At 51.2% G+C, this 24151-nt stretch carries 24 protein-coding genes; 12 read left to right on the forward strand and 12 right to left on the reverse strand.

Annotation, left to right across the window (positions count from 1 at the left end; translation table 11 throughout):
- Position 1 precedes the first annotated feature (1 nt).
- A complete protein-coding gene (ftsE, locus tag QWF21_RS07055; RefSeq protein WP_330087340.1) occupies positions 2 to 685 on the forward strand; it encodes a cell division ATP-binding protein FtsE in 684 nt (227 codons plus the stop codon).
- The gene (gene ftsX / locus QWF21_RS07060) at positions 682 to 1662 is read left to right on the forward strand and encodes a permease-like cell division protein FtsX (RefSeq protein WP_330087341.1); all 981 of its coding nucleotides are present in this window, start codon (positions 682 to 684) and stop codon (positions 1660 to 1662) included. Before ftsE ends, ftsX begins: the two co-directional genes overlap by 4 nt.
- A 17-nt stretch (positions 1663 to 1679) precedes the next feature.
- On the opposite strand, the gene QWF21_RS07065 is transcribed toward ftsX, so the two are convergent.
- The gene (locus QWF21_RS07065; RefSeq protein WP_330087342.1) at positions 1680 to 2888 is read right to left on the reverse strand and encodes an EAL and HDOD domain-containing protein; all 1209 of its coding nucleotides are present in this window, start codon (positions 2886 to 2888) and stop codon (positions 1680 to 1682) included.
- 183 nt (positions 2889 to 3071) lie between these two features.
- Here QWF21_RS07065 and rpoH point away from each other — a divergent pair, with 183 nt between their 5' ends.
- The 4 genes from rpoH (at position 3072) to QWF21_RS07085 (ending at position 5635) form a co-directional block, all read left to right on the forward strand.
- The gene (gene rpoH / locus QWF21_RS07070) at positions 3072 to 3923 is read left to right on the forward strand and encodes an RNA polymerase sigma factor RpoH (RefSeq protein ID WP_330087343.1); all 852 of its coding nucleotides are present in this window, start codon (positions 3072 to 3074) and stop codon (positions 3921 to 3923) included.
- Between the two features lie 264 nt (positions 3924 to 4187).
- Complete coding sequence (locus tag QWF21_RS07075) at positions 4188 to 4604, forward strand: lysozyme inhibitor LprI family protein (RefSeq protein ID WP_330087344.1); 417 nt, start codon at positions 4188 to 4190, stop codon at positions 4602 to 4604.
- Positions 4605 to 4707: 103 nt separating this feature from the next.
- Positions 4708 to 5046: a zinc ribbon domain-containing protein YjdM gene (locus QWF21_RS07080; protein ID WP_330087345.1), complete on the forward strand. Its 339-nt coding sequence runs from the start codon at positions 4708 to 4710 to the stop codon at positions 5044 to 5046.
- 46 nt (positions 5047 to 5092) lie between these two features.
- The gene (locus QWF21_RS07085; RefSeq protein ID WP_330087346.1) at positions 5093 to 5635 is read left to right on the forward strand and encodes a hypothetical protein; all 543 of its coding nucleotides are present in this window, start codon (positions 5093 to 5095) and stop codon (positions 5633 to 5635) included.
- 286 nt (positions 5636 to 5921) lie between these two features.
- Here the strand turns inward: QWF21_RS07085 and QWF21_RS07090 are convergent, their stop codons facing one another.
- The 3 genes from QWF21_RS07090 to gpmM form a co-directional block, all read right to left on the reverse strand.
- The gene (locus tag QWF21_RS07090) at positions 5922 to 6695 is read right to left on the reverse strand and encodes a divergent polysaccharide deacetylase family protein (protein ID WP_330087347.1); all 774 of its coding nucleotides are present in this window, start codon (positions 6693 to 6695) and stop codon (positions 5922 to 5924) included.
- Between the two features lie 134 nt (positions 6696 to 6829).
- Entirely contained in the window at positions 6830 to 7942 is a 1113-nt protein-coding gene (locus QWF21_RS07095; protein WP_330087348.1) for a murein hydrolase activator EnvC family protein, read from the reverse strand.
- 21 nt (positions 7943 to 7963) lie between these two features.
- On the reverse strand, positions 7964 to 9508 hold the full coding sequence (gene gpmM, locus QWF21_RS07100) for a 2,3-bisphosphoglycerate-independent phosphoglycerate mutase (RefSeq protein ID WP_330087349.1): 1545 nt from the start codon (positions 9506 to 9508) through the stop codon (positions 7964 to 7966).
- Between the two features lie 162 nt (positions 9509 to 9670).
- Here gpmM and QWF21_RS07105 point away from each other — a divergent pair, with 162 nt between their 5' ends.
- From QWF21_RS07105 to secB, 3 genes are read left to right on the forward strand one after another with little or no spacing between them, the layout of a single operon-like run.
- A complete protein-coding gene (locus tag QWF21_RS07105) occupies positions 9671 to 10102 on the forward strand; it encodes a rhodanese-like domain-containing protein (protein ID WP_330087350.1) in 432 nt (143 codons plus the stop codon).
- 8 nt (positions 10103 to 10110) lie between these two features.
- Positions 10111 to 10365, forward strand: a complete 255-nt coding sequence (gene grxC / locus QWF21_RS07110) for a glutaredoxin 3 (RefSeq protein WP_330087351.1) — start codon at positions 10111 to 10113, stop codon at positions 10363 to 10365.
- 26 nt (positions 10366 to 10391) lie between these two features.
- Complete coding sequence (gene secB / locus QWF21_RS07115) at positions 10392 to 10889, forward strand: protein-export chaperone SecB (RefSeq protein WP_330087352.1); 498 nt, start codon at positions 10392 to 10394, stop codon at positions 10887 to 10889.
- A 77-nt stretch (positions 10890 to 10966) separates the two neighbouring features.
- On the opposite strand, the gene QWF21_RS07120 is transcribed toward secB, so the two are convergent.
- Entirely contained in the window at positions 10967 to 12808 is a 1842-nt protein-coding gene (locus tag QWF21_RS07120) for an EAL domain-containing protein (RefSeq protein ID WP_330087353.1), read from the reverse strand.
- Between the two features lie 245 nt (positions 12809 to 13053).
- Here QWF21_RS07120 and QWF21_RS07125 point away from each other — a divergent pair, with 245 nt between their 5' ends.
- Positions 13054 to 13515, forward strand: a complete 462-nt coding sequence (locus tag QWF21_RS07125; RefSeq protein ID WP_330087354.1) for a tRNA (cytidine(34)-2'-O)-methyltransferase — start codon at positions 13054 to 13056, stop codon at positions 13513 to 13515.
- Here the strand turns inward: QWF21_RS07125 and QWF21_RS07130 are convergent.
- The 3 genes from QWF21_RS07130 to QWF21_RS07140 are packed head-to-tail and all read right to left on the reverse strand — an operon-like array spanning position 13512 to position 16589.
- On the reverse strand, positions 13512 to 14519 hold the full coding sequence (locus QWF21_RS07130) for an alpha/beta fold hydrolase (RefSeq protein WP_330087355.1): 1008 nt from the start codon (positions 14517 to 14519) through the stop codon (positions 13512 to 13514). The genes QWF21_RS07125 and QWF21_RS07130 overlap by 4 nt on opposite strands.
- Positions 14506 to 15894, reverse strand: a complete 1389-nt coding sequence (locus QWF21_RS07135) for an ATP-binding protein (RefSeq protein WP_330087356.1) — start codon at positions 15892 to 15894, stop codon at positions 14506 to 14508. Before QWF21_RS07135 ends, QWF21_RS07130 begins: the two co-directional genes overlap by 14 nt.
- A complete protein-coding gene (locus QWF21_RS07140; protein WP_330087357.1) occupies positions 15888 to 16589 on the reverse strand; it encodes a response regulator transcription factor in 702 nt (233 codons plus the stop codon). The genes QWF21_RS07135 and QWF21_RS07140 overlap by 7 nt, the downstream gene beginning before the upstream one ends.
- Positions 16590 to 16733: 144 nt before the next feature.
- Here QWF21_RS07140 and QWF21_RS07145 point away from each other — a divergent pair, with 144 nt between their 5' ends.
- Entirely contained in the window at positions 16734 to 17258 is a 525-nt protein-coding gene (locus tag QWF21_RS07145; RefSeq protein WP_330087358.1) for a Spy/CpxP family protein refolding chaperone, read from the forward strand.
- Here the strand turns inward: QWF21_RS07145 and glnG are convergent.
- From glnG to glnA, 4 genes are all read right to left on the reverse strand, one after another.
- Complete coding sequence (gene glnG / locus QWF21_RS07150) at positions 17249 to 18676, reverse strand: nitrogen regulation protein NR(I) (protein WP_330087359.1); 1428 nt, start codon at positions 18674 to 18676, stop codon at positions 17249 to 17251. The genes QWF21_RS07145 and glnG overlap by 10 nt on opposite strands.
- Positions 18673 to 19764: a nitrogen regulation protein NR(II) gene (gene glnL, locus QWF21_RS07155; protein WP_407935269.1), complete on the reverse strand. Its 1092-nt coding sequence runs from the start codon at positions 19762 to 19764 to the stop codon at positions 18673 to 18675. The genes glnG and glnL overlap by 4 nt, the downstream gene beginning before the upstream one ends.
- A gap of 80 nt (positions 19765 to 19844) precedes the next feature.
- Positions 19845 to 20366: a DUF4124 domain-containing protein gene (locus QWF21_RS07160; protein WP_330087360.1), complete on the reverse strand. Its 522-nt coding sequence runs from the start codon at positions 20364 to 20366 to the stop codon at positions 19845 to 19847.
- A gap of 152 nt (positions 20367 to 20518) precedes the next feature.
- Positions 20519 to 21925, reverse strand: a complete 1407-nt coding sequence (gene glnA / locus QWF21_RS07165; RefSeq protein ID WP_330087361.1) for a glutamate--ammonia ligase — start codon at positions 21923 to 21925, stop codon at positions 20519 to 20521.
- A 345-nt stretch (positions 21926 to 22270) separates the two neighbouring features.
- Here glnA and typA point away from each other — a divergent pair, with 345 nt between their 5' ends.
- A complete protein-coding gene (gene typA, locus QWF21_RS07170) occupies positions 22271 to 24106 on the forward strand; it encodes a translational GTPase TypA (RefSeq protein ID WP_330087362.1) in 1836 nt (611 codons plus the stop codon).
- Positions 24107 to 24151: the final 45 nt, after the last annotated feature.

Consider the following 24151-nt stretch of genomic DNA (forward strand, 5'->3'; position numbering starts at 1 on the left):
TATGCTGACTTTCGATCAGGTTAGTAAAAGTTATCCCGGTGGTTTTATCGCGCTGGACCGCATCAGTTTCGAGCTGGCCAAAGGCGAAATGGCGTTCTTAACCGGCCACTCTGGCGCTGGTAAAAGCACCTTATTGAAGCTTATCAGCCTGATTGAACGCCCGACCAGTGGCCGGGTGCTGATCAACAACGTCGATTTAAAGCGCATTCGCCGCTCCCAGGTGCCGTATATCCGGCGCGATATCGGCATTATTTTTCAGAATCACCGTTTGCTGATGGAGCATACCGTATTCGACAATGTGGCGCTGCCGTTGGTGATTGAAGGCTTTACCGGCAAAGAAATGGTGAAACGGGTGCATGCAGCGCTGGATAAAGTTGGCTTGCTGGATAAGGTCCGTTGCTTGCCGGAAACCTTGTCGGGTGGTGAGCAGCAACGGGTCGGTATTGCGCGGGCGGTGGTGAATAAGCCCCCTTTGCTATTGGCGGACGAGCCCACGGGGAACCTGGATCCGGAACTATCAAAAGACATTATGCAGGTATTTGAAGCCTTCAACCAGGTGGGGGTATCAGTTTTGGTGGCAACCCACGATCACGGTTTGGTCGCGCGCATGCGTTATCGCACCCTCACTCTGAAACAGGGGAGCATGATCAACGATGGCTTATTGCAATACGAGGAGCCACTGTGAGTATTTTATTTTCTGGCCGGGCGGCTGGTGCCAGCAGCAAGCAAATCAGCCTGGTGCAGCGTTGGGTGATGTTCTGGGTACAGCATCTGCGTCAATGCATTGGTAGTTTAGGCGAGCTGTGGCGCACGCCCTTGGCTTCGTTAATGACGATTGCCGTACTGGGCGTTAGTCTAACCTTACCGACTACCTTGCATGTGCTGGTGAAAAATGTGCAGAGCATCAGTGGCAACTTTACCCAAGCGGCAGAAATTAGCTTTTTTTTACACGATGGTGCCAGTGATGCTCAAATTACTACCCTGATCACCATGCTCAGTGCTGATACCGATGTAGAGCAGGTGCGCTTTATTTCCAAAGCGCAGGCTATGGAAGAGTTTCAGCAAGTTTCCGGTTTCGGCCAGGCGTTGCAACTGCTGGACAACAATCCATTGCCTGATGTGCTGCTGGTAATGCCGCGCCATACCCATCCGCAAGCGGCAGAACAATTACGGCGCAGGATTGAGCAAGAGCGTATTGTTGATTTTGGCAAACTGGATATTGCCTGGTTAGAGCGGTTGGATGCTATTTTATTGTTGTTGCGCCAGGCGGTGCTGGCCATTGCTTTGTTGTTATTAACCGCCGTGTTACTGATTATCGGCAATACCATTCGCTTATCCATTATGAATAAAAAAGAAGAAATTGAAGTAATGAAGCTGGTGGGGGCGACCGATGCTTTTATTCAGCGACCTTTTTTATACACCGGTGTCTGGTTTGGTTTGTTTGGTGGTTTGCTGGCATTTCTGGTGGTCGAGATGATGGTGTGGTGGCTGGAGGGGGCCATAGGGCAAATTACCGAGCTGTACGAAAGTCACTTCCGCCTGATGACGATGACTTTTAGCGAGTTCCTTGGCTTGCTGCTATTGGCTGTTGCCCTTGGCCTGGCAGGCTCCTATATTTCCGTCAGCCGGCATATTCGTGCCATTGAGCCTACCGGGCCTTAACTGGCCCAAACCCGAGTTTACAACTGCAGCTGCTCGGCCCATTCGATGGCATCCAGGTACATAGCCCGGACATCCATGGGCTCGGAGCTTAGATGCTGCAGCTGTTGCTGGCAGTTCTGCCAATTTGCCTGCTCATAGTGCAGCACCAGTTGCAGAGGTTGGCTTAACGGACCTTGTTGATTCAATAGAGCCTGCTTGATCGCATCTTGCACCGGTAGTTGTGTCAGTACCTGCGGCAGCGGTTGTTCTAATAAAGCATCGATCAGGGATAATAAACCGGTTAAAAAGGCGCTGGATTGCAGTTGTGCTTGCCCGCTCGCTTGCGCAATCAGATCGCAAAACCGGGCCCGGATAATGGATAGCTTCAGTAATTCAGGCTGCTGGTTTTCAGCAAGGTTGGATAAGGCTACCAGGGCGATGAATTTTTTTAACTCGATTGCTCCCATAAATACCATGGCATGTTTGAGCGTCTGGATGGGTTTGGTGCGGGCGTAGAAAGCGCTGTTGATAAAGCGCAGTAATTTGTATGACAGGCCCAAGTCCCGCTCCATCACGCGCACTAATTTATCGAAATCAAGCTCTGGCTCTGCGGCTTCAGCAATGAGTGCCAGCAGATGGATTTGATGGTGACCCAGTTTTTTGTGTCGGAGCATCTGTGGATGCGCAAAAAAATACCCTTGAAAATAATCAAAACCAAGTTGTTTCAATTGTTGAAACTCTTCCATTGTTTCCACTTTTTCAGCCAGTAACTTACCGCGAAAGTCTTCCAACTGTGCCAGTTGTGCTGCCAGTGTGGGCAAAGGGTTTTGCCGGATATCCACTTTCAGGAAATGAATATAAGGCATTAAACGTTGCCACTGTGGGTTAAAGGTATAGTCGTCCAGTGCCAGTTGATAACCTTGCTCATGCAACTGGCGGCAGGCAGTTAACAGCTCACTGCTAAAGGGGACCGACTCCAGGATTTCAATCACGGTGTTGGCGGGATCCAAAGCGTGCGGGAACTGGTACAGCAGGCTGTCTTCAGTGAAATTAATAAAAGCGAGTTTATGCTGGGTAATACGCTCCAGCCCGACAAGGAAGTGGTGCTCGGTGATCAACCGGCTGGTGGCTTCATCCGGATCGATAGACGGAAAACTGTTTTGCTCACCATCGCGAAACAGCAATTCATAGCCAATCAGTTGTTGCCGCTGATCAAAAATTGGCTGACGAGCAATATAGCTGTACATGTTTTCTGCTCCGTCAATAAGTTAGCTTCAGTGTAATGCAATTTAATCAGGCCGTATATTGCGTATTAGCATGACCAGAAACTCTTTAGATAAATCAGTTATAAAAAGGCAGAAACTAAAATTAGCACTCTCGGTCAAAGAGTGCTAAGATATTTTTCAACTTGAGATGGATGGAAGTACATCATGACGAAATCATCTGAACTTATGACCCTGACCTTAGGCGCCAGCAGCAGCTTTGAAGCCTATACGCAGACGGTAAGCTCCATTCCGATGCTCAGTGCGGAAGAAGAAAAAGGTTTGGCTGAACGGCTGCATAATGAAGGTGATTTAACGGCAGCCCGGCAACTGATCATGTCGCATTTGCGTTTTGTGGTGCATATTGCCCGCAGCTATTCAGGTTATGGTTTACCGGTAAGCGATTTGGTGCAAGAAGGCAATATCGGCCTGATGAAAGCGGTAAAGCGCTTCAATCCTGCTGTAGGTGTGCGGCTGGTCTCTTTCGCTGTGCATTGGATTAAAGCAGAGATTCATGAGTATGTGCTGAAAAACTGGCGTATTGTTAAAATTGCCACCACCAAGGCGCAGCGTAAATTGTTTTTTAACCTGCGTAAATCCAAGAAGCACCTGGGGTGGTTTAGCCAGGATGAAGTCGCCCATGTTGCAGAGACGCTGGGTGTCGCAGAGCATGAGGTGCGTGAAATGGAATCACGCATGAGCAACTACGACATGCCTTTTGATGCACCAGAAGGTGATGACGACCAGGCGTACACTGCACCGGCCTATTATTTGGAAGATAAAAGCTCAGATCTGGCCAGCCAGGTGCAAGAGCGGCAGTCCGATGACATGGCGCACGATCAACTGCACGCAGCATTGCGTACTTTGGACGAGCGCAGCCAGGATATTATCCGGGCACGCTGGCTGGAGCAGAACAAGATGACACTGCAGGAACTGGCTGCACGTTATGAGGTGTCTGCCGAGCGGGTACGCCAGCTGGAAAAAAATGCTATGAAGAAACTGCAAGCCGCCATGAGCTAAGCAGTCCCGTTTCAAGAAACCACCGCAGGACGGTGGTTTTTTTATGTCTAAGTTGCAGGTCGATAAGGGGTTTAATTCGTCGTTATTAGAATTATGCGGATAAAGTATGTTTTTTGGGTTAGATTGAAAGCATTGAAAAATAGCAAACAACTACCTTGCCGTACTTACGAACTACTGTCGTCTTGACTCAGTTCATACGCAGGTATGCAGCGTTTGCGGGGAAAGAGTTGTATCGATGTAGATAAATCAAACTAAGAGGATGCGATGAAAAACTTTTTGGTATGGTGGTTTGGCTTGTGCTCATTGGCGGTTTTTGCCTGTGAGGAGCATAGGATTGATTGCGACAAGGCCTACACGACTTTCGAAATCAATCAGTGCGCAGCGATGGAGTTGGACAAAGCCAACCAACAGCTGGCTTATTACCTGGACACCGCACTTGAGCACAACAGTGATGATGCCGAATTGGTGAAGGCGATAAAAGCAGCCCAGCAGGATTGGGAGCGTTATGCCAATACGCATTGTCAGGCGGTTTATACCCAGTGGCGTGATGGCACCATCCGGGGAGCTATGGCACTGTCCTGTATGACGCAACAGACCCAGGGGCGTACCCATGAAATTTGGCAACGCTTCCTCACCTTTATGGACAGTACGGCTGCTGTGCTGCCCGAGCCTGGGGTTTGATAGCCGCACCACAATGCCTGCATGCAACGGACTGGTGGTAAACAACAGCGCTTTGCTGTATGGTTTGGCGCTGCGAAATTCCAGACCAATGGAGCTTTGAACCATGAGTGATTTACCTGCCTGTCCGAGCTGTGGCTCCTCCTATACCTATGAAGATGGGGTGATGTTACTTTGCCCTGAGTGCGGCCATGAATGGCAAGCAGGTGATGAAGCCCAACAAGACGATGCTTTGGTGGTAAAAGATGCCCATGGCAATCTGTTGCAGGATGGCGACAGCGTAACAGTGATAAAAGATCTGAAAGTGAAGGGCAGTTCCCTGGTAGTAAAAGTGGGCACCAGGGTAAAGAACATCCGCCTGGTGAATGAAGATCACAACATTGATTGTAAAATTGATGGTATCGGGGCGATGAAGTTAAAATCTGAGTTTGTAAAAAAAGCCTGATTGGACTGTGATTGGCAATGGCAAGGAGCTGAAATGAACGATAGGCGTGATGATGCGAAATAGTCGCCTATCAGGTCATGTCTGGCTATTAGTGCCATTGCTGTTGAGCTTTTTTTTCATCTATCAAGTGGCGCTCATTTATTCGGTGATGGCTATGGATTGTACACCGATGGAACAACTTTGGCTGACTGAGCGTCGGTTAGGTTTCAACCCTTTCACCTTATTTGCACTGGTGTTTGTACTATTTGGGCTCTGGGCGCTGTTTGAAGTGGCCATTGCATGGCTAGCTCCCCCTTCGGAGCTGTGGCCTTATCGCATTATCAGCCTGCTGGTTGTGCTCTCAGTGATTGCGATTTTGGCGGCTTTAAGAACACAGTGGGAATACTTTCAAGTTCAGTGGGGGCAGCGTAATCATCAGGATTTCACCTTTGCATTGATAAAAATGCCAGAGCAGATCTATAAGAATCAATGGTATGAATTTTTGACTGAATTGCGCTGTGAAGACCCGAGCTTTTTTGAGAGCATGGATTCGGAAGAAGCATGGTATCAGCTGGAAACCCTGTTTTTAGAAGAAAGAAACCCATTGTAGCGAAGACAGGTCAGCCAGTTACACAACATGATGATATTTGCTGCGGGCATTGAAACATCACAAGATGAAAGTTCAAGGAGTATCTGAATAACCGAAAGAAATGGATGTGCTCTGTGATATACAGCACTGTGACATTATGGGGTTGGAGCTTGGTGGTTAACTAGGCTGTATTCTTGCTTCGGGTTTCATTGACATTGCATATTGGTTGGAATGCAGCATCTTGTTATAGGGTGGTGATCACCTATCTGAAGTGGTTAGCTCAGCTAAAGGTGTGTGCGGTGCACTGTTACTCTAGGGCTGCTACCGCAGGTGCCGTGTAACCCGCGGCAATGACACGGTGTTCTTTTGGTAAGAATGCTGAAATCGGTACCAACTCTATTCCAAGCTCCGGTAGTTTAGCCAATTTTTGTTGTAAAAAATGGTACGTTTCCGGGTAGGGATGACCAATGGCAATAGCTTTGTTGTGTTGTCTGGCTATGCGGATAAGTTGATCAAACTGTTGTTGCAAGGCCTCTTCGCTGACGTCGTTATCCAAAAACACATGCCGGCTCAGGCTGGTAACGCCATGTTGCCTGGCCTGGTGGCGTGCCCGGCTTTGCACCGTGGTCAGGCTATCGACAAAAAATAACTGCCGTTGATGCAAATATTGCATTAACCAGGCCATCGGTTGGTCCAGCTCGGTCAACAGGCTGCCCATATGGTTATTCACACCAATGGCGTAGGGGATATCCTGCAAGGCCAGGCTAAGCTGGTGGGTAAATTCAGCCTGAGTCATATCCCGGGTAAGCCCACCTGGTCCCAGAGCTTTGCCATTGCTGGCTTGCATTGGCATATGCAGCATCACATCCTTGCGCTGACTGTAAGCCAATTGAGCGGATTGCTGACCGTAAGGTGTAAAGGGCAGGATCGCAATGGTCAGGGGATAGGGCAGGCGTACCATATCCAGATCACTACGCTGATAGCCAATATCGTCAATGATAATGGCAATTTGTGGTTTGGCTGCCGCACTGGTGCAGCAGCCAAGCAGACACAGCAAGAGCAGTTTTAGTAATCCGTGCACAGTTCGCGCTCGTTTTTATTGTTGGTAGTAAAAGTACTGTCAGGTACTTCACCTTTAGCTCGTGGTGCCATTATAAATCGTTTTTCCGGCAGGGGAAGCGCAAATTGGTCACCATCCAGGCTGGCCATACCAAGCTAGCGACTTTGCAACCAGGCTTGTGGATTAACGGCCTCACCTTTTTCGCGGATCTCAAAATAGACGCCGGCTGTAGCCTGGCCACCGCTGCGGCCGACCTGGGCGATTTGCTCTCCTGCCATAACTTGCTCCCCTGGCTCTTTGAGTAAGGATTGGTTGTGGCCATACAAGCTCATAAAGCCATCACCGTGGTCGAGTACCAGCACCCAGCCATAGCCTTTTAACCAGTCGGCATAGATCACCTGGCCATTGGCGATGGCACTGACGGCACTGCCTTCGGTACCCTCAATAAGCACTCCTCGTGAGCGAAGCCCGCCCTGGCGCAGCTCATTAAAACGTTGCAGTAAACGACCTTGGAGCGGCCATTGCAACTGGCCTTTGAGCGCAGTCAAACCAGCCAGTTGCACCTGCTGAGCTTTGGCTTTTAAAGCGTCAATAGTGGCTTGCAGGCTGCTCTCATTCTGGCGTAAATAGCTTAGTTGTTGCCCTTGTTCTTGCAGCAAATGTTGCAACGAACGAATAGTGCTTTGTTGCTCGGTACGCGCTTGCTGCAACTGCTGCTGACGTTGTTGCAGTGCCTGCAACTGATTTTCCAATTGCTGCTGACGTGAGTGCAGTTCTTGTTGTACTTGCGTCAGTTGCCCGGCGGTCTGCCGGATAGCGTGCAGTTGTTGCATTCTGGCTCTGTTAAAGTACTGATAGTAGGTGAGTACCCGCTCCAGTTGCCTGGCATCCTGTTGATTTAACAGCATCTGACTGTAATCATGCTGGCCCAGTTGGTAGGCACTGCGTAACTGTGTTGCCAACTGTTGTTGCTGTTGCCCAAACTGTTGTTCCAATGCTTGTTGCTCGGCAACCAGTTGTTGCATCCGCTGCTGCGTTTCAGCCAGCGCCTGTTGCTGCTGCTGTACTTGCTGACCGGCTTGTGCCAGGGTTCGATCGGCTTGCTGCAACTGCTGCTCTGCTTGTTGCAGGGCCTGTTGCTGTTGTTTTAGTTGCTGTTCCGTCTGACGAATGGATGCCTGCACTTCTGCCAGCTCTTGCTCCGAGCTGGTGCGGGGATCACTCGCTGCTGGCGCTGCTATCAGCAGAGACAGCAGACCAAACAGCATGGATGCTCGTGGCGGCATCTGTCAGCTTAACTCAAACAGGCTGTGGCCTGTCATTTCGGCAGGAATAGCCATATCGATCAGACGCAGCATGGTTGGTGCGATATCACTTAAGATCCCATGTTGGGCCGCCTTGGCCGGCCGGCCAACATAAATCAGTGGCACCGGGCAGCTGGTATGAGCGGTATGTGCCTGACCGGAGTGGTGATCGGTCATTTGTTCGGCATTGCCATGATCGGCGGTGATCAGGCATTCACCCCCCACCTGTTGCAGAGCCTCTACCACCCGGCCTATGCAGTGATCTACCGCTTCAACAGCTTGAATGGCTGCTGACAGGATGCCGGTATGACCAACCATGTCACCATTCGGGTAGTTGCAGATGATGACATCAAATTTCCCACTGTGAATAGCTTCGACCAGGCGGTCGGTCAATTCCTCAGAGCTCATTTCAGGCTGCAGATCATAAGTTGCTACTTGCGGAGAGGGAATTAAAATACGCTCTTCGCCAGAGAAAAGCTCTTCGCGACCACCGCTGAAGAAGAAGGTGACATGGGCGTACTTTTCCGTTTCAGAAATCCGCAACTGGGTTTTCTGGTGTTTAGCCAACCATTCACCCAGTACATTGTCCAGCGCCTCAGGCGGGAAGGCTGCAGGTGCTTTCAGCTCGGCAGAGTACTCGGTTAAGGTTGTAAACTGGCTTAATTGCGGACGCTGTCCCCGGTCAAAGCCGGTAAAGTCTGATTGCACAAACACCTGGCTCAATTGACGGGCTCGATCGGCCCGGAAGTTCATAAAAATCAGGCTGTCGCCATCACACATGCGGATAAGATCCCCTTGTGTATCGGTGATAGCTGTGGGTTTTACAAACTCATCGTTTTCATCTCTTTGGTAGGCTTGCTGCAAAGCGCTGATGGCATCACCACTGCGGTAATCAGCCTGCCCCTGTGTTAGCAAACGATAGGCTTTTTCAACCCGATCCCAACGATTGTCCCGATCCATGGCGTAATAACGGCCCACTATGGAGGCGATTTGGCCGCATTGCTGCTGTGTGAAATAATCTTGTATCCGCTGCAATGAAGCCTCAGCACTGCGAGGTGGAGTGTCACGCCCATCTAAGAAAGCATGAAGATAAACCTTGCTGGCTCCCTGCGCCCTTGCCATCTCCAGTATGGCGAGCAGGTGGTCTTCGTGACTGTGTACACCGCCTGGTGACAATAAGCCCATCACATGCACGGCACCCTTTGCGGCAACCGCTTTGGCAATGGCTTGTTGCAACACCGGGTTCTGCTGAAAGCTGCCGTCCTGAATGGCTTTGGTTACCCGGGTAAAGTCCTGATAGACGATGCGACCGGCACCCAGATTGACATGACCAACTTCGGAGTTGCCCATTTGACCATCGGGTAAGCCAACATCCATGCCAGAGCCTGAAATCAAGGTATGCGGGTACTCTTGCCACAGGCGGTCCATCACTGGTGTAGCCGCTTGAGCTATGGCATTGGCATCCTTGTCTTCACGGTAACCCCAGCCATCCAGAATCATCAATACTAACGGTTTTTTTGCCTGGCTCATGCTGTTGATTTCTCCATCGTGTTAGGCCTCGTTCTTTGTCATTTATCTTACCTGTTTTTTCTGCAGGCTGCAGCCCTCAAGCTGGGCTGATGGGGCTGTTTTATTGATGCAAAGCGGGTATACTCTTGCTCTTTCAATTTGCTAAGAGTGCAAGAGAGCGTCATGGAGCAGTGGATAGAATTTATCGGCAACAACCTTATATTAAGTCTGATCTGGGCTGCGTTGGCATTTATGTTGATTTTTGGCATGATCAAAGCCCGCTTGTCCAACATCAAACTGGTGAGTCCAACTGAGCTGACCATGCTGGTGAACCGACAAAATGCAGCGGTGCTCGATATTCGCCCGGAAGCAGATTACACCAAAGGTCATATCACCGCCGCTAAGCACTTGCCATTAGACGACATTATTCAAGGCAAGGCCAAGGGGCTTGAAAAGCTTAAAGCCAACCCCATTATTGTAGTCTGTCAAGCTGGTATTTCCGCACAAAAAGCCGCCGCTGCTCTGGCGAAGCAAGGTTGTAGTGAGGTCAGAGTGTTACAAGGCGGAATGAACAGCTGGCTTGGCGCAAGTTTACCTGTTGTTCGTGCAAAGTGAGGAACCCTATGGCAGACGTAACTATTTACACCAAGGCGTATTGTCCTTATTGTGTTCGCGCAGTGACACTTCTCAACAGCAAAGGAGTAGCATTTCAGGAGATCCGTATTGATGTTCAGCCTGAACTGCGCCCGCAGATGATTGAAAAGGCCGGTGGCCGTAGCACGGTGCCGCAAATCTTTATCAATGATCAACACATTGGTGGATGCGATGATCTGGTTGCGCTGGATGCGGCCGGCAAACTGGACCCGCTATTTAATTAAATGAATCAATATTTTTAGGACTTATCATGGCCGAACAACAAGCAAACGGCGTTGCATCAGAGCAACAGGATCCACAAGCACTTCAATTTGCCATTCAGCGTATTTTTGTGAAAGACATTTCGTTTGAAGCTCCTAATGCGCCAGCCATCTTCCGCAAAGAGTGGAAGCCAGAAGTTAAGCTGGATTTAGATACCCGCAGTGACAAACTGGAAGACGATGTTTATCAGGTGACTCTGTCATTGACCGTGACCGCCACTGTCGGTGACGAAACTGCTTTTCTGTGTGAAGTGCAGCAAGCCGGTATTTTCAGTATCGCACAATTACCAGAAAATCAGCTGGCGCATATGCTGGCGTCGTTCTGCCCAAACATTTTGTTCCCCTACGCGCGTGAGGCAGTTTCTAACCTGGTGAACCGTGGTACTTTCCCGCAGCTAAACCTGGCTCCGGTAAACTTTGATGCTCTGTTTGCTCAGTATGTACAAAAGCGTCAGGCAGAAGCGGGCGAAGCTCCACAAATCAACTAAGTGATTCCGCTTTTAGTGACAACATAAAAAACGCGCTCTGACAGCGCGTTTTTTATGTTGTACAACTGTATTCACTGTCAGCCCGATTTTTGCTGGATGGCTCTGGATTCCCGGGTGAGTACTGCTGCCAGCTCGGAAGGCAAAACAGCCTTACTGAACACGTGGCCCTGGATGGTTTCACAGCCCATCACATGCAGCAAATAGGCCTGCATCTCATTTTCAACCTGACAGGCAACAACGGACAACTGCAAATAGCCAGCCATGCGGATCAGACTTGCTGTGATGTTACGATCTTGCTCCGATTGCTCCAGCTTTTGTATCAGGCGGCCATCAATCTTGATCTGATCAAAAGGGTAATCCCTTAGATGTTGTAAGGCTGATAAACCGCTACCAAAGCGGTCCAGCACCAGAAAAAAACCGGCTGCTTTGGCGTTGGCTAAAATCTGCTTGCTGAGTTCTGGTTGCTCGGTCAGGATGCTTTGATCCAGTTCCAATTCGAACTGTTCTGGTGAAAGATTATGCTGCTGTATCCGTTGCAAGTATTGCGCTAAAAAGCTTGGCTGGAAAAAAGTCTGATTGGCTATATTCAATGCCAGCCGGCCGCGCATTAGTCCTGTGCTTTGCCATTGAGCCAACTGCTGGCAAGCTTGTTGCAGCACCATCTGATCCAACTGCACCATGCACTGGCTTTCAGAGGCAATGGGGATAAATTGTTGGGGTAATAATAAGCCGCGTTTGGGGTGTTGCCAGCGAACCAGTGCCTCAAGCCCGGTAACTCGGTTGCTGCTAACGCAGAGCTTTGGCTGGTAGCTAAGGCGTAGTTGATGCTGTTGCAAAGCCTGTTGCAGCTCTTGCTCCAGGGCAAAAGACTCACTGGTGCGGGGCAGAGCCGCCTGATGAAAGAACTGCACGGGTTGGGCATCGGTAACCTGACTACGCTGCAAGGCATGATCAGCACTGCGCAGTAATTGATCATAGCTGTGACCATCTTCGGGATACAATGCAATTCCCAGGCATGGATTCAGTGCCATCTGTGACGATGCCGCCAGCGCGGACAATAGCCGCTGGGCCAGCCGGTAACTTTGCAAATCAATACGCTGACTGACTAAATGTGCCGGCAGCAACACAGCAAACTCATTGCTACTAAGGCGGGCCAGTATGGCCCCATGGGGTACTTCAGCACGGATCGTTGCAGCTAATTCGGCCAGTGGTATCTGGTGCTGCAGCTCATGGGAGGATAAGGCCTCAATACGCAAAATCATAACCGCGAATCTTGGGTGTTGCTCCGAAACGGTTTGTATTTCCCGCTCCAGGTAGTCTAAAAATACGGCTCGATTGGGCAGCCGGGTTCCCGGATCCTTGGTATTCACCCGTCGCAACTCCAGCTCGCTCATTTTCCGGGCACTGATGTCGCAGAAGGTTGCCATATACAATGCCGCTTGCGATTTGGTCGCCACACGAATACAACTGATAGCCAAATCCAAAGCAAAGACTTGCTGATTGGCTTTTCTGCTCCAGATCTCGCCACGCCAGTGCTGATGTTTTAGTAAAGCTTTTTGAATCGCACGTGCGATATTCTCTGGTTCGCCTTTGCTGTTAAACAGTTTAAGAGGCTGACCTATCGCCTGAGCATCAGTCAAGCCGGTAATGGCAGTAAAGGCGGGATTCACTTGCAGCATGTGCAGCTCGGCATTAAGCAGGCAGACAGCATCCTGATGGTGTTGCATGAAGTTATCAAGTTGCTGGGATTTTTGCATTGAACTGCGTAGTTTCCACCCTAAAATCAGGCACAGGATGCTAAGAAAAAGCAGCGCCAGGGAGCCTGGTAAAGAGACATAAGGAAACTGATACGCCGCCGCCGCCGGCCAGCTCGCAGCCAGCAAGGAGCCAAAACAAAGTAGGCGGCAGAACAGTGCCATGATCACAACATCCCTGTGTATACAAAAAAACCGAATTTAACTATAGCGCTCGCTTGTACGGAAAAGCAACTGTTAATCCCATTTCTACAGCACTTTGTCGAACAATTTGTTTAAGTGCAAGCTAATGTGACATTAAGTGTCGGAAGGCTTTACATAAGCGGTGCATGGCGAGTGAGTTAGGGCTGTCTTTCTGCTATATTTCAATCGTTTTCTGCGCAGCCAAACTATTGTTATGAGGTTCCCCTGTGATAATCGCCCTCTTTGAGCCACAAATTGCACCAAATACCGGAAATATCATTCGCTTATGTGCCAACCTTGGTGCTCAGTTGCATTTGATAGAGCCGCTGGGTTTTGAGCTGGAGGAAAAAAAGTTACGCCGTGCCGGTTTGGATTACCATGACTTAACCAGGGTGCATCGCCATCCAGATTATGCTGCGTTTGAAGCCGCCATTGGGTCTCGTCGTATTCTGGCCTGCACCACCAAAGGTAGTCAGAGCTACCACAAAGTGCAGTATCAACACGATGATGCGTTGTTGTTTGGCTCGGAAACCTCGGGTTTGCCGGATGCTATCCGAGATGCTTTTCCACCAGAGCAGCGGATCCGTATCCCGATGCAGCAAAGCAGCCGCAGCCTGAACCTGGCCAATGCGGTTGCCATTATCAGTTACGAGGCCTGGCGCCAGCATGACTTTGCCGGTGGTCTTTAGCCGCCAGAGACCTTATCGGTTGCGGTATAGCGCGCAAAAAATGCCAGTATCCAGTGCATGACTTGCTGACGGATAGGGGTATTTTCCAATAATAACTCATGTTTAGCGCCAACCAGAGTACGTAATTCGCGTAGCTCCGGGCGCTGGGCAACAAAGCGTTGTTGCGCTTTATTATCCACGACCCGATCGGCACCTGCCTGCAGAACCAGCAATGGCAGTTCTATACTATGGCCGCTGCTGGCTAGTCGTTGCATCACCTGATGAGCTGCCAGCAACCAGTCCAGGGTAACACCTCCCAGCTGCAAGGCCGGTTCAGCCTGATACAAAGACAGCAGCCACTGATAGTGGGCCGGGCAACTGGTCAGGCGGTTCCTATGAAACGGCTCAGGCCGGTAGTTGCCCTGACCTGGCAGGTACCAGCTTTGCGTTGCCAATTGCAAGTTTAACCAGCGCAGTGCCCGAACCAGTGGCATAGCGGCAGCAAAAGGCACCGGTCCGGAATAAATGCCCAGCATCGGTGAGCAAAGTACGGCCGCAGAGAACGGGTGATCCGGAGTCTGGAGCAGATAATTGCCAAAAATGGCCGAGCCCATAGAGTGGCACAAAGCCAGGTAGCCTTGGTGTTGGCCGGGAAGAACGACGTGTTGCATAAAGCGTTGCCAGTCATCGCTGTAGTGATCAAAATTGCTGATGTGACCTTTATGCGGGTTACTCAACTCACGCTGTGAGCTGCCTTGCCCCTGATGGTCCAGAATATAGACACTGTAGCCAGCCTGCACCAGCTCAAAGATCACTTCACTGTATTTAACCGCCATTTCAATACGGCCTGAGCTTATCACAACGGCAGTACTGATACCGGGCTGCCGGTAATGGCTGTAGTGCAATTGCAGCCCACGCTGATTGGCTAAGTTGCCATGATGCATCTGTTGCCATAAAGGCTGCCACAGCCGTTGCCAGCTTTGTTGTACCAGGTTGTCTGTTGCGGTGTTGTCAGAGGCTGTCATAACCAGTTTCCTTAGTACCAGTCGGGTGTCGTGGTAAGGTTAGCTGCAGGCAAAGACCTTGTGGCTGGTTCGGGGTAGCTGCCAATTGCCCGCCATGATGGCGAATGGACTCTGCTGCAATGGCCAGCCCTAACCCAAAGCCGCCGGTCTGGCTATTACGGCTGTCACTCACCCGGTAAAAAGGTGTAAAAATAGCGGCCAGTTGTGGCTCTGGCACACCCGGACCCTGATCACAGATACGCACCAACACCTGTGTTGTTGTTGTCGCCAACTGGCAGTGAATGGTGCTGGCCGGCGGACTGTATTTGATGGCATTGCGCAAAATATTCTCCAGCGCCCGGCAGAGCAGACGTTTATCAGCCAGCAACGCCACTGTGGCCGGACTATCCAACAGGATGGTCTGCTGTTTATTTTGGGCTTCTAACTGACTGCTCGCTATCAGTTGACGTACGATGTCAGCAGCATCCAGCCCTTCAGGTTCAAACGGATAATGACCACTGTGCAGCCTGCTGTAGGTAAGCAATTCATCCAGCAGCGCATCCACTTGCTCTAACTCCTGCTGCAGACGAGGGAGCTGCTCGCCAAGTTGCTGGCGCTCTTCCAAAGCCAGTGCCAGTTGCGCCCGGGTTAGTGGTGAACGTAACTCATGGGAGACATCCCGCAGTAAGCGTTGCTGGGCCTGCAGCAAGCCGCTGATCCGATCGGCCATCGCATTAAAGCCCCGACCCAAAGCGCCCAGCTCATCGGTACGCCTGGCCAGTTTGTTGCTGCGCTGAGTCAGGTCGCCGCCAGCAAAGCTCTGGTAACTATGCAACAGCTCCCGCAGAGGCCGCGTAATGGATACGGCCAGAAATAAACTGGCTACTGCAGACACCAGAAACAAACTGACCAATAACAGCGATTGCGGCAGAGCACTGAGTTGCCACCAGGGTTGCTTTGGTCGTTGTCGCTGTTGATAAAGTGCCAGGGTTTTTCCCTCTATTTCTACCGTGACCGGGCCGGCTAAATACAGGTTGGAGTGACGGAGCAATCGTGGTTGTTCCAGGTTGGATAGCTCGGTCAGCCAGTTGTGATCAAATTGCCTTGGCAAGCCATCGGGATTCAGGATTTGCTGCTGTTGTGGGTCGACCAGCAACCAGCGGCCTTGACGTCCTCGTTCCAGCCGCTGCAATAGATCTTCCAGCGAGCTTGCGTCGCTGTATGAGCGCGCAGCATTATGCAACTGATGTTGCAGTGGCGGCGGTAGACGTCTGATCTCGGTATGTTCTGGTAAGCCGCGGCCAATCAGCAAAGTACCTGCCACTGTGGCCAGAATCACCAGCCAGAACCAGAGAAAAATCCGGCTGGCCAAATAATGCATGGGATTTTTTAGCATGCTGCTGGCTCCGGGATAAAGCGAAAGCCACTGCCGCGCAGGGTCTGAATGTACTCTTGTTCACTGTATTGCGCCAGCTTACGGCGAATATTGCTCAGATGCATATCCAGGCTGCGATCATGCAATTGCAGAGTGCGGCCAAGCACCTGTTTACTTAACTCTTCTTTGCTGATCACCTGGCCGGCCCGGCGCATCAGATAATCCAATAGCTGGAACTCGGTCGCTGTCAGTGGTACCTGCTGTTGTTGCGCCATTAGTTGATGGCTGCTTGTATCCAGCCGCAGATCGTGCAGTTCAAGCACGGCGGTTTGCTGTTGCTTGTTATGCTGCACCAATTCGATGCGACGGAAGATGGCCTTAATACGTGCGACCAATTCACGCGGGTTAAAGGGCTTGGCAAGATAATCATCGGCCCCCAGCTCCAACCCAACAATACGATCCACTTCGTCGCCACGGGCTGTCAGCATCAACACCGGGCAACTGCTGGTCTTACGCAGTTCCTGCAGCAAGGTTAAGCCATCCATACCCGGTAACATCACATCCAGCAGCAGTAAATCGTGTTGCTCTTCCCGGGCCAGCGCCAAGCCAGTCGGGCCATCGTGGCAAGCAGAGAAATCGAAGCCATCCAACTGCAGGTAGTCTTTGACCAGCCCGGTCAGGGTGACATCATCATCGATCATCAGTATACGGTTCATGGCAGCCTCGGGTTATCGACTTTTTGGTTAGTCTAACGTTATCGTTCTCTGGCGAACAGGGCTTTACGGAACCTTTACACTGCCTTTGCACTGCTTTGCATTCAACCTGCTAATCTGAAATCGTCAAGCAAAAGGAGACAGACCATGAAAGCAACGTATTTGATGACCCTGGTAGTAGCCGGCTCTTTGTTGTGTACCGCAGCACCAGTGTTGGCCGGTAGCCATGAAGTCAGTGCCGAATCAGGCACCGCAACATTCGAGCCGCGCAGTACCCGGCGCTGGCAGCAGGGTACTGGCAAGCATAGCCCGAAAGCGGATAGAGCCGGACGCTACGGCTGGCAGCAACTGAACCTGACCGATGAGCAGAAACAGCAGTTGCAAGCACTAAGACGCGAGCATCGGCAGCAGGCTGGTGACAGAGCCGGACAGCGTGAGCAGCATCAGCAATTGCAGCAACTGGTGCAAGCCGACAATTTTGATGCCACGGCTGCACGTTTGCTGCTGGAGCAACGTCAGCAACAGCAATTGGAACGTCAGTTAGCAAGGCTCGAGTTTCGTCATCAGGTCTGGCAGTTGCTGACCAATGAACAGCGTGAGCAGTTGCAACAGCAACGCTCAGAAGCTAAGCCAAGACAACGTGGTGGTCGTCATGTTAACCATCAGGCCTGATGCTTACTAAGATCCAACTCTTTTAACTTACGTGTCAGTGTATTGCGGCCCCAGCCTAAAAAGCGGGCCGCTTCTTGTTTATGGCCGTGGGTATGCTGCAGTGCCTGTTGCAAAGCGATGCTTTCCAGTTGTTGGCTGGCGTCGTTCAGGATATCCATCCGGCCGAGTTTCAGTTGCTGCTGCATCCAATGCCGAAAGCTGTCCTGCCAGCTGCTGTTACCAGGCTCTGTTGCGCTGGCCATGTTTTCCTGCGGTGGTGGGCCACTTAACTCGGGAGGCAGATCCGAAATCAGGATTTGTTTGCCGCTGGCCATCACGGTGAGCCAGCGGCAGGTGTTTTCCAGTTGCCGCACATTGCCTGGCCAGTCCAGTTGCTGCAAAAACTTTTCCGCCTCTGTGCTGAGTTGTTTGGCTTCGACATTGAGTTCCCGGGAGGCTTGTTGCAAAAAGTGCCGCGCCAGGGCCGGAATATCTTCCCGTCGTTCCTTCAATCTGGGTAAATGTACCCGGATCACATTGAGGCGATGAAATAAATCTTCCCGGAACTGGTGTTTGGCGACCAGTAACTCTAAGTTTTGGTGGGTAGCGGCAATAATACGCACATCGACGCTAATCGCCTGATGACCGCCAACCCGGTAAAACTGGCCATCGGCCAGTACCCGCAGCAGCCTGGTTTGTACATCCAGTGGCATATCGCCAATTTCATCCAGAAATAAAGTGCCACCATCGGCTTGCTCGAAGCGACCTTTACGCACATTGGCGGCACCGGTAAAGGCGCCTTTCTCATGGCCGAACAATTCGGACTCGATCAGATCCTTTGGAATGGCTGCCATATTCAGTGCAATAAAAGGCTGGTCGCTGCGGGGGCTGTGTTTGTGCAGCGCTTGTGCAACCAACTCTTTGCCGGTACCGGATTGACCGTTGATCAGGACGCTGATGCTGGAACGGCTCAGCCGGCCAATGGCACGGAAGACTTCCTGCATAGCAGGAGCTTCACCAATGATTTCTGGTAACAGCTGTGGTTGAGTGGATTTACTTTTTTTACTGCTGGCTTTGCTGTGCTCCAGAGCCCGGCTGATCAGAGCCACAGCTTCGTCCATATCAAAAGGCTTCGGCAGGTACTCAAAGGCACCGCTCTTAAAAGCATTGACGGCACTGTCCAGATCCGAGTGTGCGGTCATAATAATGACCGGCAACTCCGGGGCTAATTGCTGCAAGCGTGCGAGCAAAGCCATGCCATCGGTACCTGGCATACGAATATCGGAAACCACCACCGCAGGCTGGTGGTACTCCAGCCGTTGTAGCATCAAATCAGCACTGGCGAAGCTTTCGCACGGGATCTCGGCACGTTGTAGTGCTTTTTCCAAAATCCAACGAATGGAGTTGTCGTCATCAATGATCCATACATCCTGATTCATACGCTTTCCTCTGTGTCACTGATGGGAAGATACAAGGTGAATTCGGTATGGCCTGGCCAACTGTCGCAGTCGATCCAGCCACCATGTTGGTGCAACAGAGTTTGCGCTATGGTGAGACCAAGGCCACTGCCACCGGGTTTGCCACTGACCATGGGATAAAATAGGGTATCGCGAATGTCGGCCGGAATGCCGGGGCCATTGTCGATCACCTTGATGGCAGCGACTAATTTATGGCGCTGACCATTCAGGGTGTGCTGGTACAGGATCCGGCTTTGCAGCAGGATTTGACCGCCTTGCTCCAGCGCTTGTTGGGCATTACGGACTATGTTGAGTAAGGCTTGCTCGATAAGCTCCGGATCAAAGCGGAAGACCGGTATGCTTGGATCGTAGTCGCGCTGAAAACGAATTTGCGCTGGGTTATCCAGTTGCGCCAGTTGGCAGACCCGCTCGATCACCTGATGCAAGTTGGCAAATTGCTGCTGCGGCGGCCGGTAAGGACCAAGGAGTCGATCGACCAGTTTGCGTAACCGATCGGCCTGAGCAATGATCAGCTGGGTGTATTCTTTTTGCTCGTCGGATAAAGAGGATTCCAGCAACTGGGCGGCACCACGCAAGCCGCCGAGTGGGTTCTTGATTTCGTGCGCCAGGTTACGAACCAACTCCCGGGCTGCATGGTGTTGGTGCTGCTGCACATTTTCCTGGCTGATTTTACGCTGGCGCTCAATTTGGCGCACTTCCATCAGCAAATACCATTGCTGTTGATGTTCAAAAGGGCTGAGATACAGATCCAGTAACGTGGGGTGACCATCGTGCAGGATGGTTTGTACATCACTGATGGCGAAGCTGGTCTGTTGCTGCAATGCACGGAGCAAGGGCTCTTTACCCAGATCGCAGTGCTGAAATAGCTCCGGGAATGGCTGACCATTCAGGCGTTTTTCGCTGATGGCCAATACCTGGCAGGTTGCGGCATTAAAAAAGCAGATACGCAGTTGCTGGTCCAGCACCAATACGGCTGTATTTAACAGTTCACTCAGTTGTTCAGCTTGAAAAACCGTTGTGTTTGTTGGCTGTTGCTCTGACTCGATCACGGTTCATCCTCTTCGCACCATAGTGGTGCATTTGCGATGCCAGTGTAAGTCACAAAGCTTAGAAATGCATCACAAATGCGCTATCTAGGGGGTATCACCGTTGCTCTGTGCAAATAAAAGGTGATGACCTCACTCTTTGCAATTAGCTTGCCGTTTTGATCGAGTAACTCCATTTGCAAGTGATGTTCACCGCGTTCCAGATCACGCAGTACAAAGTTGGTACCAGTTTGCGGGCTTTGGTAGGGCTCGCCATTCAGTAGCAGACTGATCTGAAAACCCCGGGGGTAACGGGGCAGTGCCCGCCCGGCAACATGGACGGTACCGGTATTGTCACGGATGGTGGCTTCTTGCTCTGGATTGGTAATTTCAACAGTAAAGGAGACGGAGGCTTCTGATGGTGGTGGCCGAAAGGATGGTGCGGTTTCCATCAGGTTGATTTTGGTGGTCAGGTTGACTTCTTCAGCCCCTGGTTTTGGACTGTCTGAAAATACCAGCACGCCGTTGGCATCTCGCCATACATAGACTTTGCCACTATTGGCCTGCACCGTGACCGGCAAACACAGCAGAAGCAAAACCACAGTGGTAAGGAGTCGTGTGATCACTGTATCAGTCCTGTTCGTTCAATGCTCAATACACCATTGTTAACTGTACGCTTGTTTGAACCATTTAGCCAGATTTGTTGGGCTCTTGGCACAAGCAAAGCAGACGCCAAAAAAAGCCCACCAAGCGGTGGGCTTAACAAACGGTATCAAGCTTAGACGCTGTAGTAAAGTTCGAACTCCAGCGGATGAATGGCAATATTCACCCGGCGGGCTTCTTCCCGCTTGATGGCGATGTAGGCATCAATCATATCGTTCGACATCACGCCACCTTTGGTGAAAACTTCGCGGGAGGCATCCAGCGCATCCAGCGCCTGATCCAGCGAGGTAGCAACCTGTGGAATGTTGGCCGCTTCTTCTGCTGGCAAGTCGTACAAGTCTTTGTCCATCGCATCGCCCGGGTGGATCTTGTTCTGGATACCGTCCAGACCAGCCATTAACTGAGCAACAAAGGCCAGATAAGGGTTGGCTGCCGGATCCGGGAAACGGCACTCAATACGACGTGCTTTGGCGCTGGGCACCATCGGAATACGGATGGAGGCAGAGCGGTTGCGGGCCGAGTAGGCCAACATCACCGGTGCTTCGTAGTGAGGCACCAAACGCTTGTACGAGTTGGTCGATGGGTTGGTAAAGGCATTGATGGCACGGGCATGCTTGATGATACCGCCGATGTAGTAAAGGGCGATTTCAGACAGACCGGCGTATTTATCACCGGCAAACAGGTTGACACCGTCTTTGGCCAGTGACTGGTGACAGTGCATACCTGAGCCGTTATCACCAAACAGTGGTTTTGGCATAAAGGTAGCGGTTTTGCCGTAAATGTCCGCTACGTTGTGGATAACGTACTTCAGAATTTGTACTTCGTCGGCTTTTTTGGTCAGGGTGTTGAAGCGGGTAGCAATTTCGTTCTGACCGGCGGTAGCCACTTCATGGTGGTGGGCTTCCACCACCTGGCCCATTTCTTCCAGTACAGTACACATGGCACTACGGATATCGTGCGACGAATCGACCGGAGGCAGTGGGAAGTAACCACCTTTGACGCGTGGGCGGTGGCCTTTGTTGCCATCGTTCATTTCAGCGCCGGAGTTCCAGGCGGCTTCGCCATCGTTGATTTTAAAGAAAGAGCCGGACATATCGGTATGAAACCGGATGTCGTCGAACATGAAGAACTCTGGCTCCGGCCCAAACAGCACAGTATCGGCGATGCCGGTAGATTTCAGGTACTCTTCGGCGCGCAGCGCAATAGAGCGCGGATCACGATCGTAGCCCTGCATGGTACCTGGCTCAATAACATTGCAGCGAATATTTAGAGTGCTTTCTTCAAAGAAAGGATCCATCACGGCAGTCTCTGGATCCGGCATCAGAATCATGTCGGAATCATTAATACCTTTCCAGCCCATGATGGAAGAGCCATCAAACATTTTACCGTCTTCAAAGAAGTCTTCCGAAATCTGGCTGACAGGCACGGTCACGTGCTGCTCTTTGCCTTTGGTATCGGTAAAACGCAGATCAACAAATTTGACTTCATTCTCTTCAATCATCTTCATTACAGATGCAGCCATGGGTTCCTCCAGTTGGTTCCATAGGAAAATTTTTATCGCCTGAATAGATGCCAGATATGTGCCATTCATTCAATGCCATTAAAATCAAATAGATAAAACTTGCACAATGCCTTTGCACTGCGTTGGCGCACCAAATTGATGCAGTCATTCTCTATGTTGGTGCATACCAGCCTAGCACAATTCCAAGGGACAGCAGGGGGCTTTGACTGCCAGAGGGAAAAAAATCCGACTTTTGTTCTTCTTTTGCGCGAAACAGAGTAGAATATGCGCCCTTATTTAAAGAGTTTGTTGTTTGCCAGGTGGTCACGTTGACGGTCACAGGGTGCCACAGAGGAAAGAGAAAGCATGAGCGTTACCGCGACCGATATTCAGAAACTACGTAATGTTGCCATCATTGCGCACGTTGACCACGGCAAAACCACGTTAGTCGATAAACTGCTGCAGCAGTCGGGTACCTTTGATGAGCGTGCCAAATTGCAAGAGCGGGTGATGGACTCGAACGATCAGGAAAAAGAGCGGGGTATTACCATTCTGGCGAAAAACACCTCGGTGCGCTGGAACGGTTACCACATCAATATTCTGGATACCCCGGGACACGCCGATTTTGGTGGTGAAGTTGAGCGGGTGTTGTCGATGGCCGACTCGGTGCTGTTGCTGGTTGACGCGGTTGACGGCCCGATGCCACAGACCCGTTTCGTCACCCAAAAAGCCTTTGCCCACGGCTTGAAGCCGATTGTGGTGGTAAACAAAATCGACCGTCCTGGTGCCCGGCCGGATTGGGTCATCGACCAGGTGTTCGACCTGTTTGATAACCTGGGTGCGACCGATGAGCAGCTGGACTTCCCAATTGTCTATGCTTCAGCCTTAAACGGTTGGGCCACGCTGGATCATAGCGAGCCAAAAGCCGACATGACCGAGCTGTTCCAGGCCATTGTTGATAATGTCACACCGCCGGATGTTGATCCGGAAGGTGACACCCAGTTGCAAGTTTCCCAGCTGGACTACTCCAGCTACCTGGGAATTATCGGTATTGGCCGGATTAAACGTGGTACCTTGCGGCCGAACCAGCAGGTTACCATCGTCAGTGCCGATGGCAAAAAACGCAATGGCAAAGTGGGCCAGGTTTTTGGTTACCTTGGCCTGGAGCGCATCGATACCACTGAAGCAACAGCGGGCGATATCGTGGCCTTTACCGGTCTGGGTGAACTGAAAATTTCTGATACCATTTGTGCGCCTTCGGCGGTGGAGGCTCTGCCTGCCTTGTCGGTGGATGAGCCAACCGTCACCATGACGTTCCAGGTTAACACCTCGCCATTTGCCGGCAAAGAGGGCAAGTTTGTGACTTCGCGCCAGATCTTAGAGCGTCTGCAAAACGAACTGAAACACAACGTAGCGCTGCGGGTACAGGAAACCGAAGATGGCGATAAGTTCCGTGTCTCCGGCCGTGGTGAATTGCATCTGGGTGTTTTGATTGAAAGCATGCGTCGCGAAGGTTTCGAGCTGGCAGTATCCCGGCCGGAAGTGATCATGAAAACCGTTGATGGCGTTAAAATGGAGCCCTACGAGCAACTGACCATCGACTGTGAAGAGTCGCATCAGGGCGCCGTGATGGAGAAAATGGGTGAGCGTAAGGCGGAGATGACCAACATGCAGCCGGACGGCAAAGGCCGGGTGCGGATGGATTTTGTGGTGCCCAGCCGTGGTTTGATTGGCTTTAGGACCGAGTTTATTACCTTAACTTCCGGTACTGGCCTGATGTACCACAGCTTTGATCACTACGGTGAGTTCAAAGGCGGTACCATTGGTCTGCGCAACAATGGTGTGATGATTTCCAATGCGATGGGCAAAGCGGCTGGTTATGCCATTTTCTCGTTGCAAGAGCGCGGTCGGATGTTTATTGGCCATGCTGAAGAAGTGTACGAAGGCCAGGTGATTGGTATTCATAGCCGCAGCAATGACCTGACCGTGAACTGCTTAAAAGGCAAACAGCTGACCAACGTACGTGCATCCGGTACCGATGAAGCCATCAACCTGGTACCACCGATCCGTTACACGCTGGAGCAGGCACTGGAGTTTATTGACGACGACGAACTGGTGGAAGTTACCCCAGCGTCTATCCGTATTCGCAAGCGTCACCTGACAGAGAACGAGCGGAAGCGGGCATCTCGGACTGCTTCCTGAGTATCCGTCGCTTGCTTTAGTGTGTGAAGCACCACTGTGACTTCA

Source organism: Alkalimonas mucilaginosa (genome assembly GCF_036327005.1).
GTDB classification, from domain to species: Bacteria; Pseudomonadota; Gammaproteobacteria; order Enterobacterales; family Alteromonadaceae; genus Alkalimonas; species Alkalimonas mucilaginosa.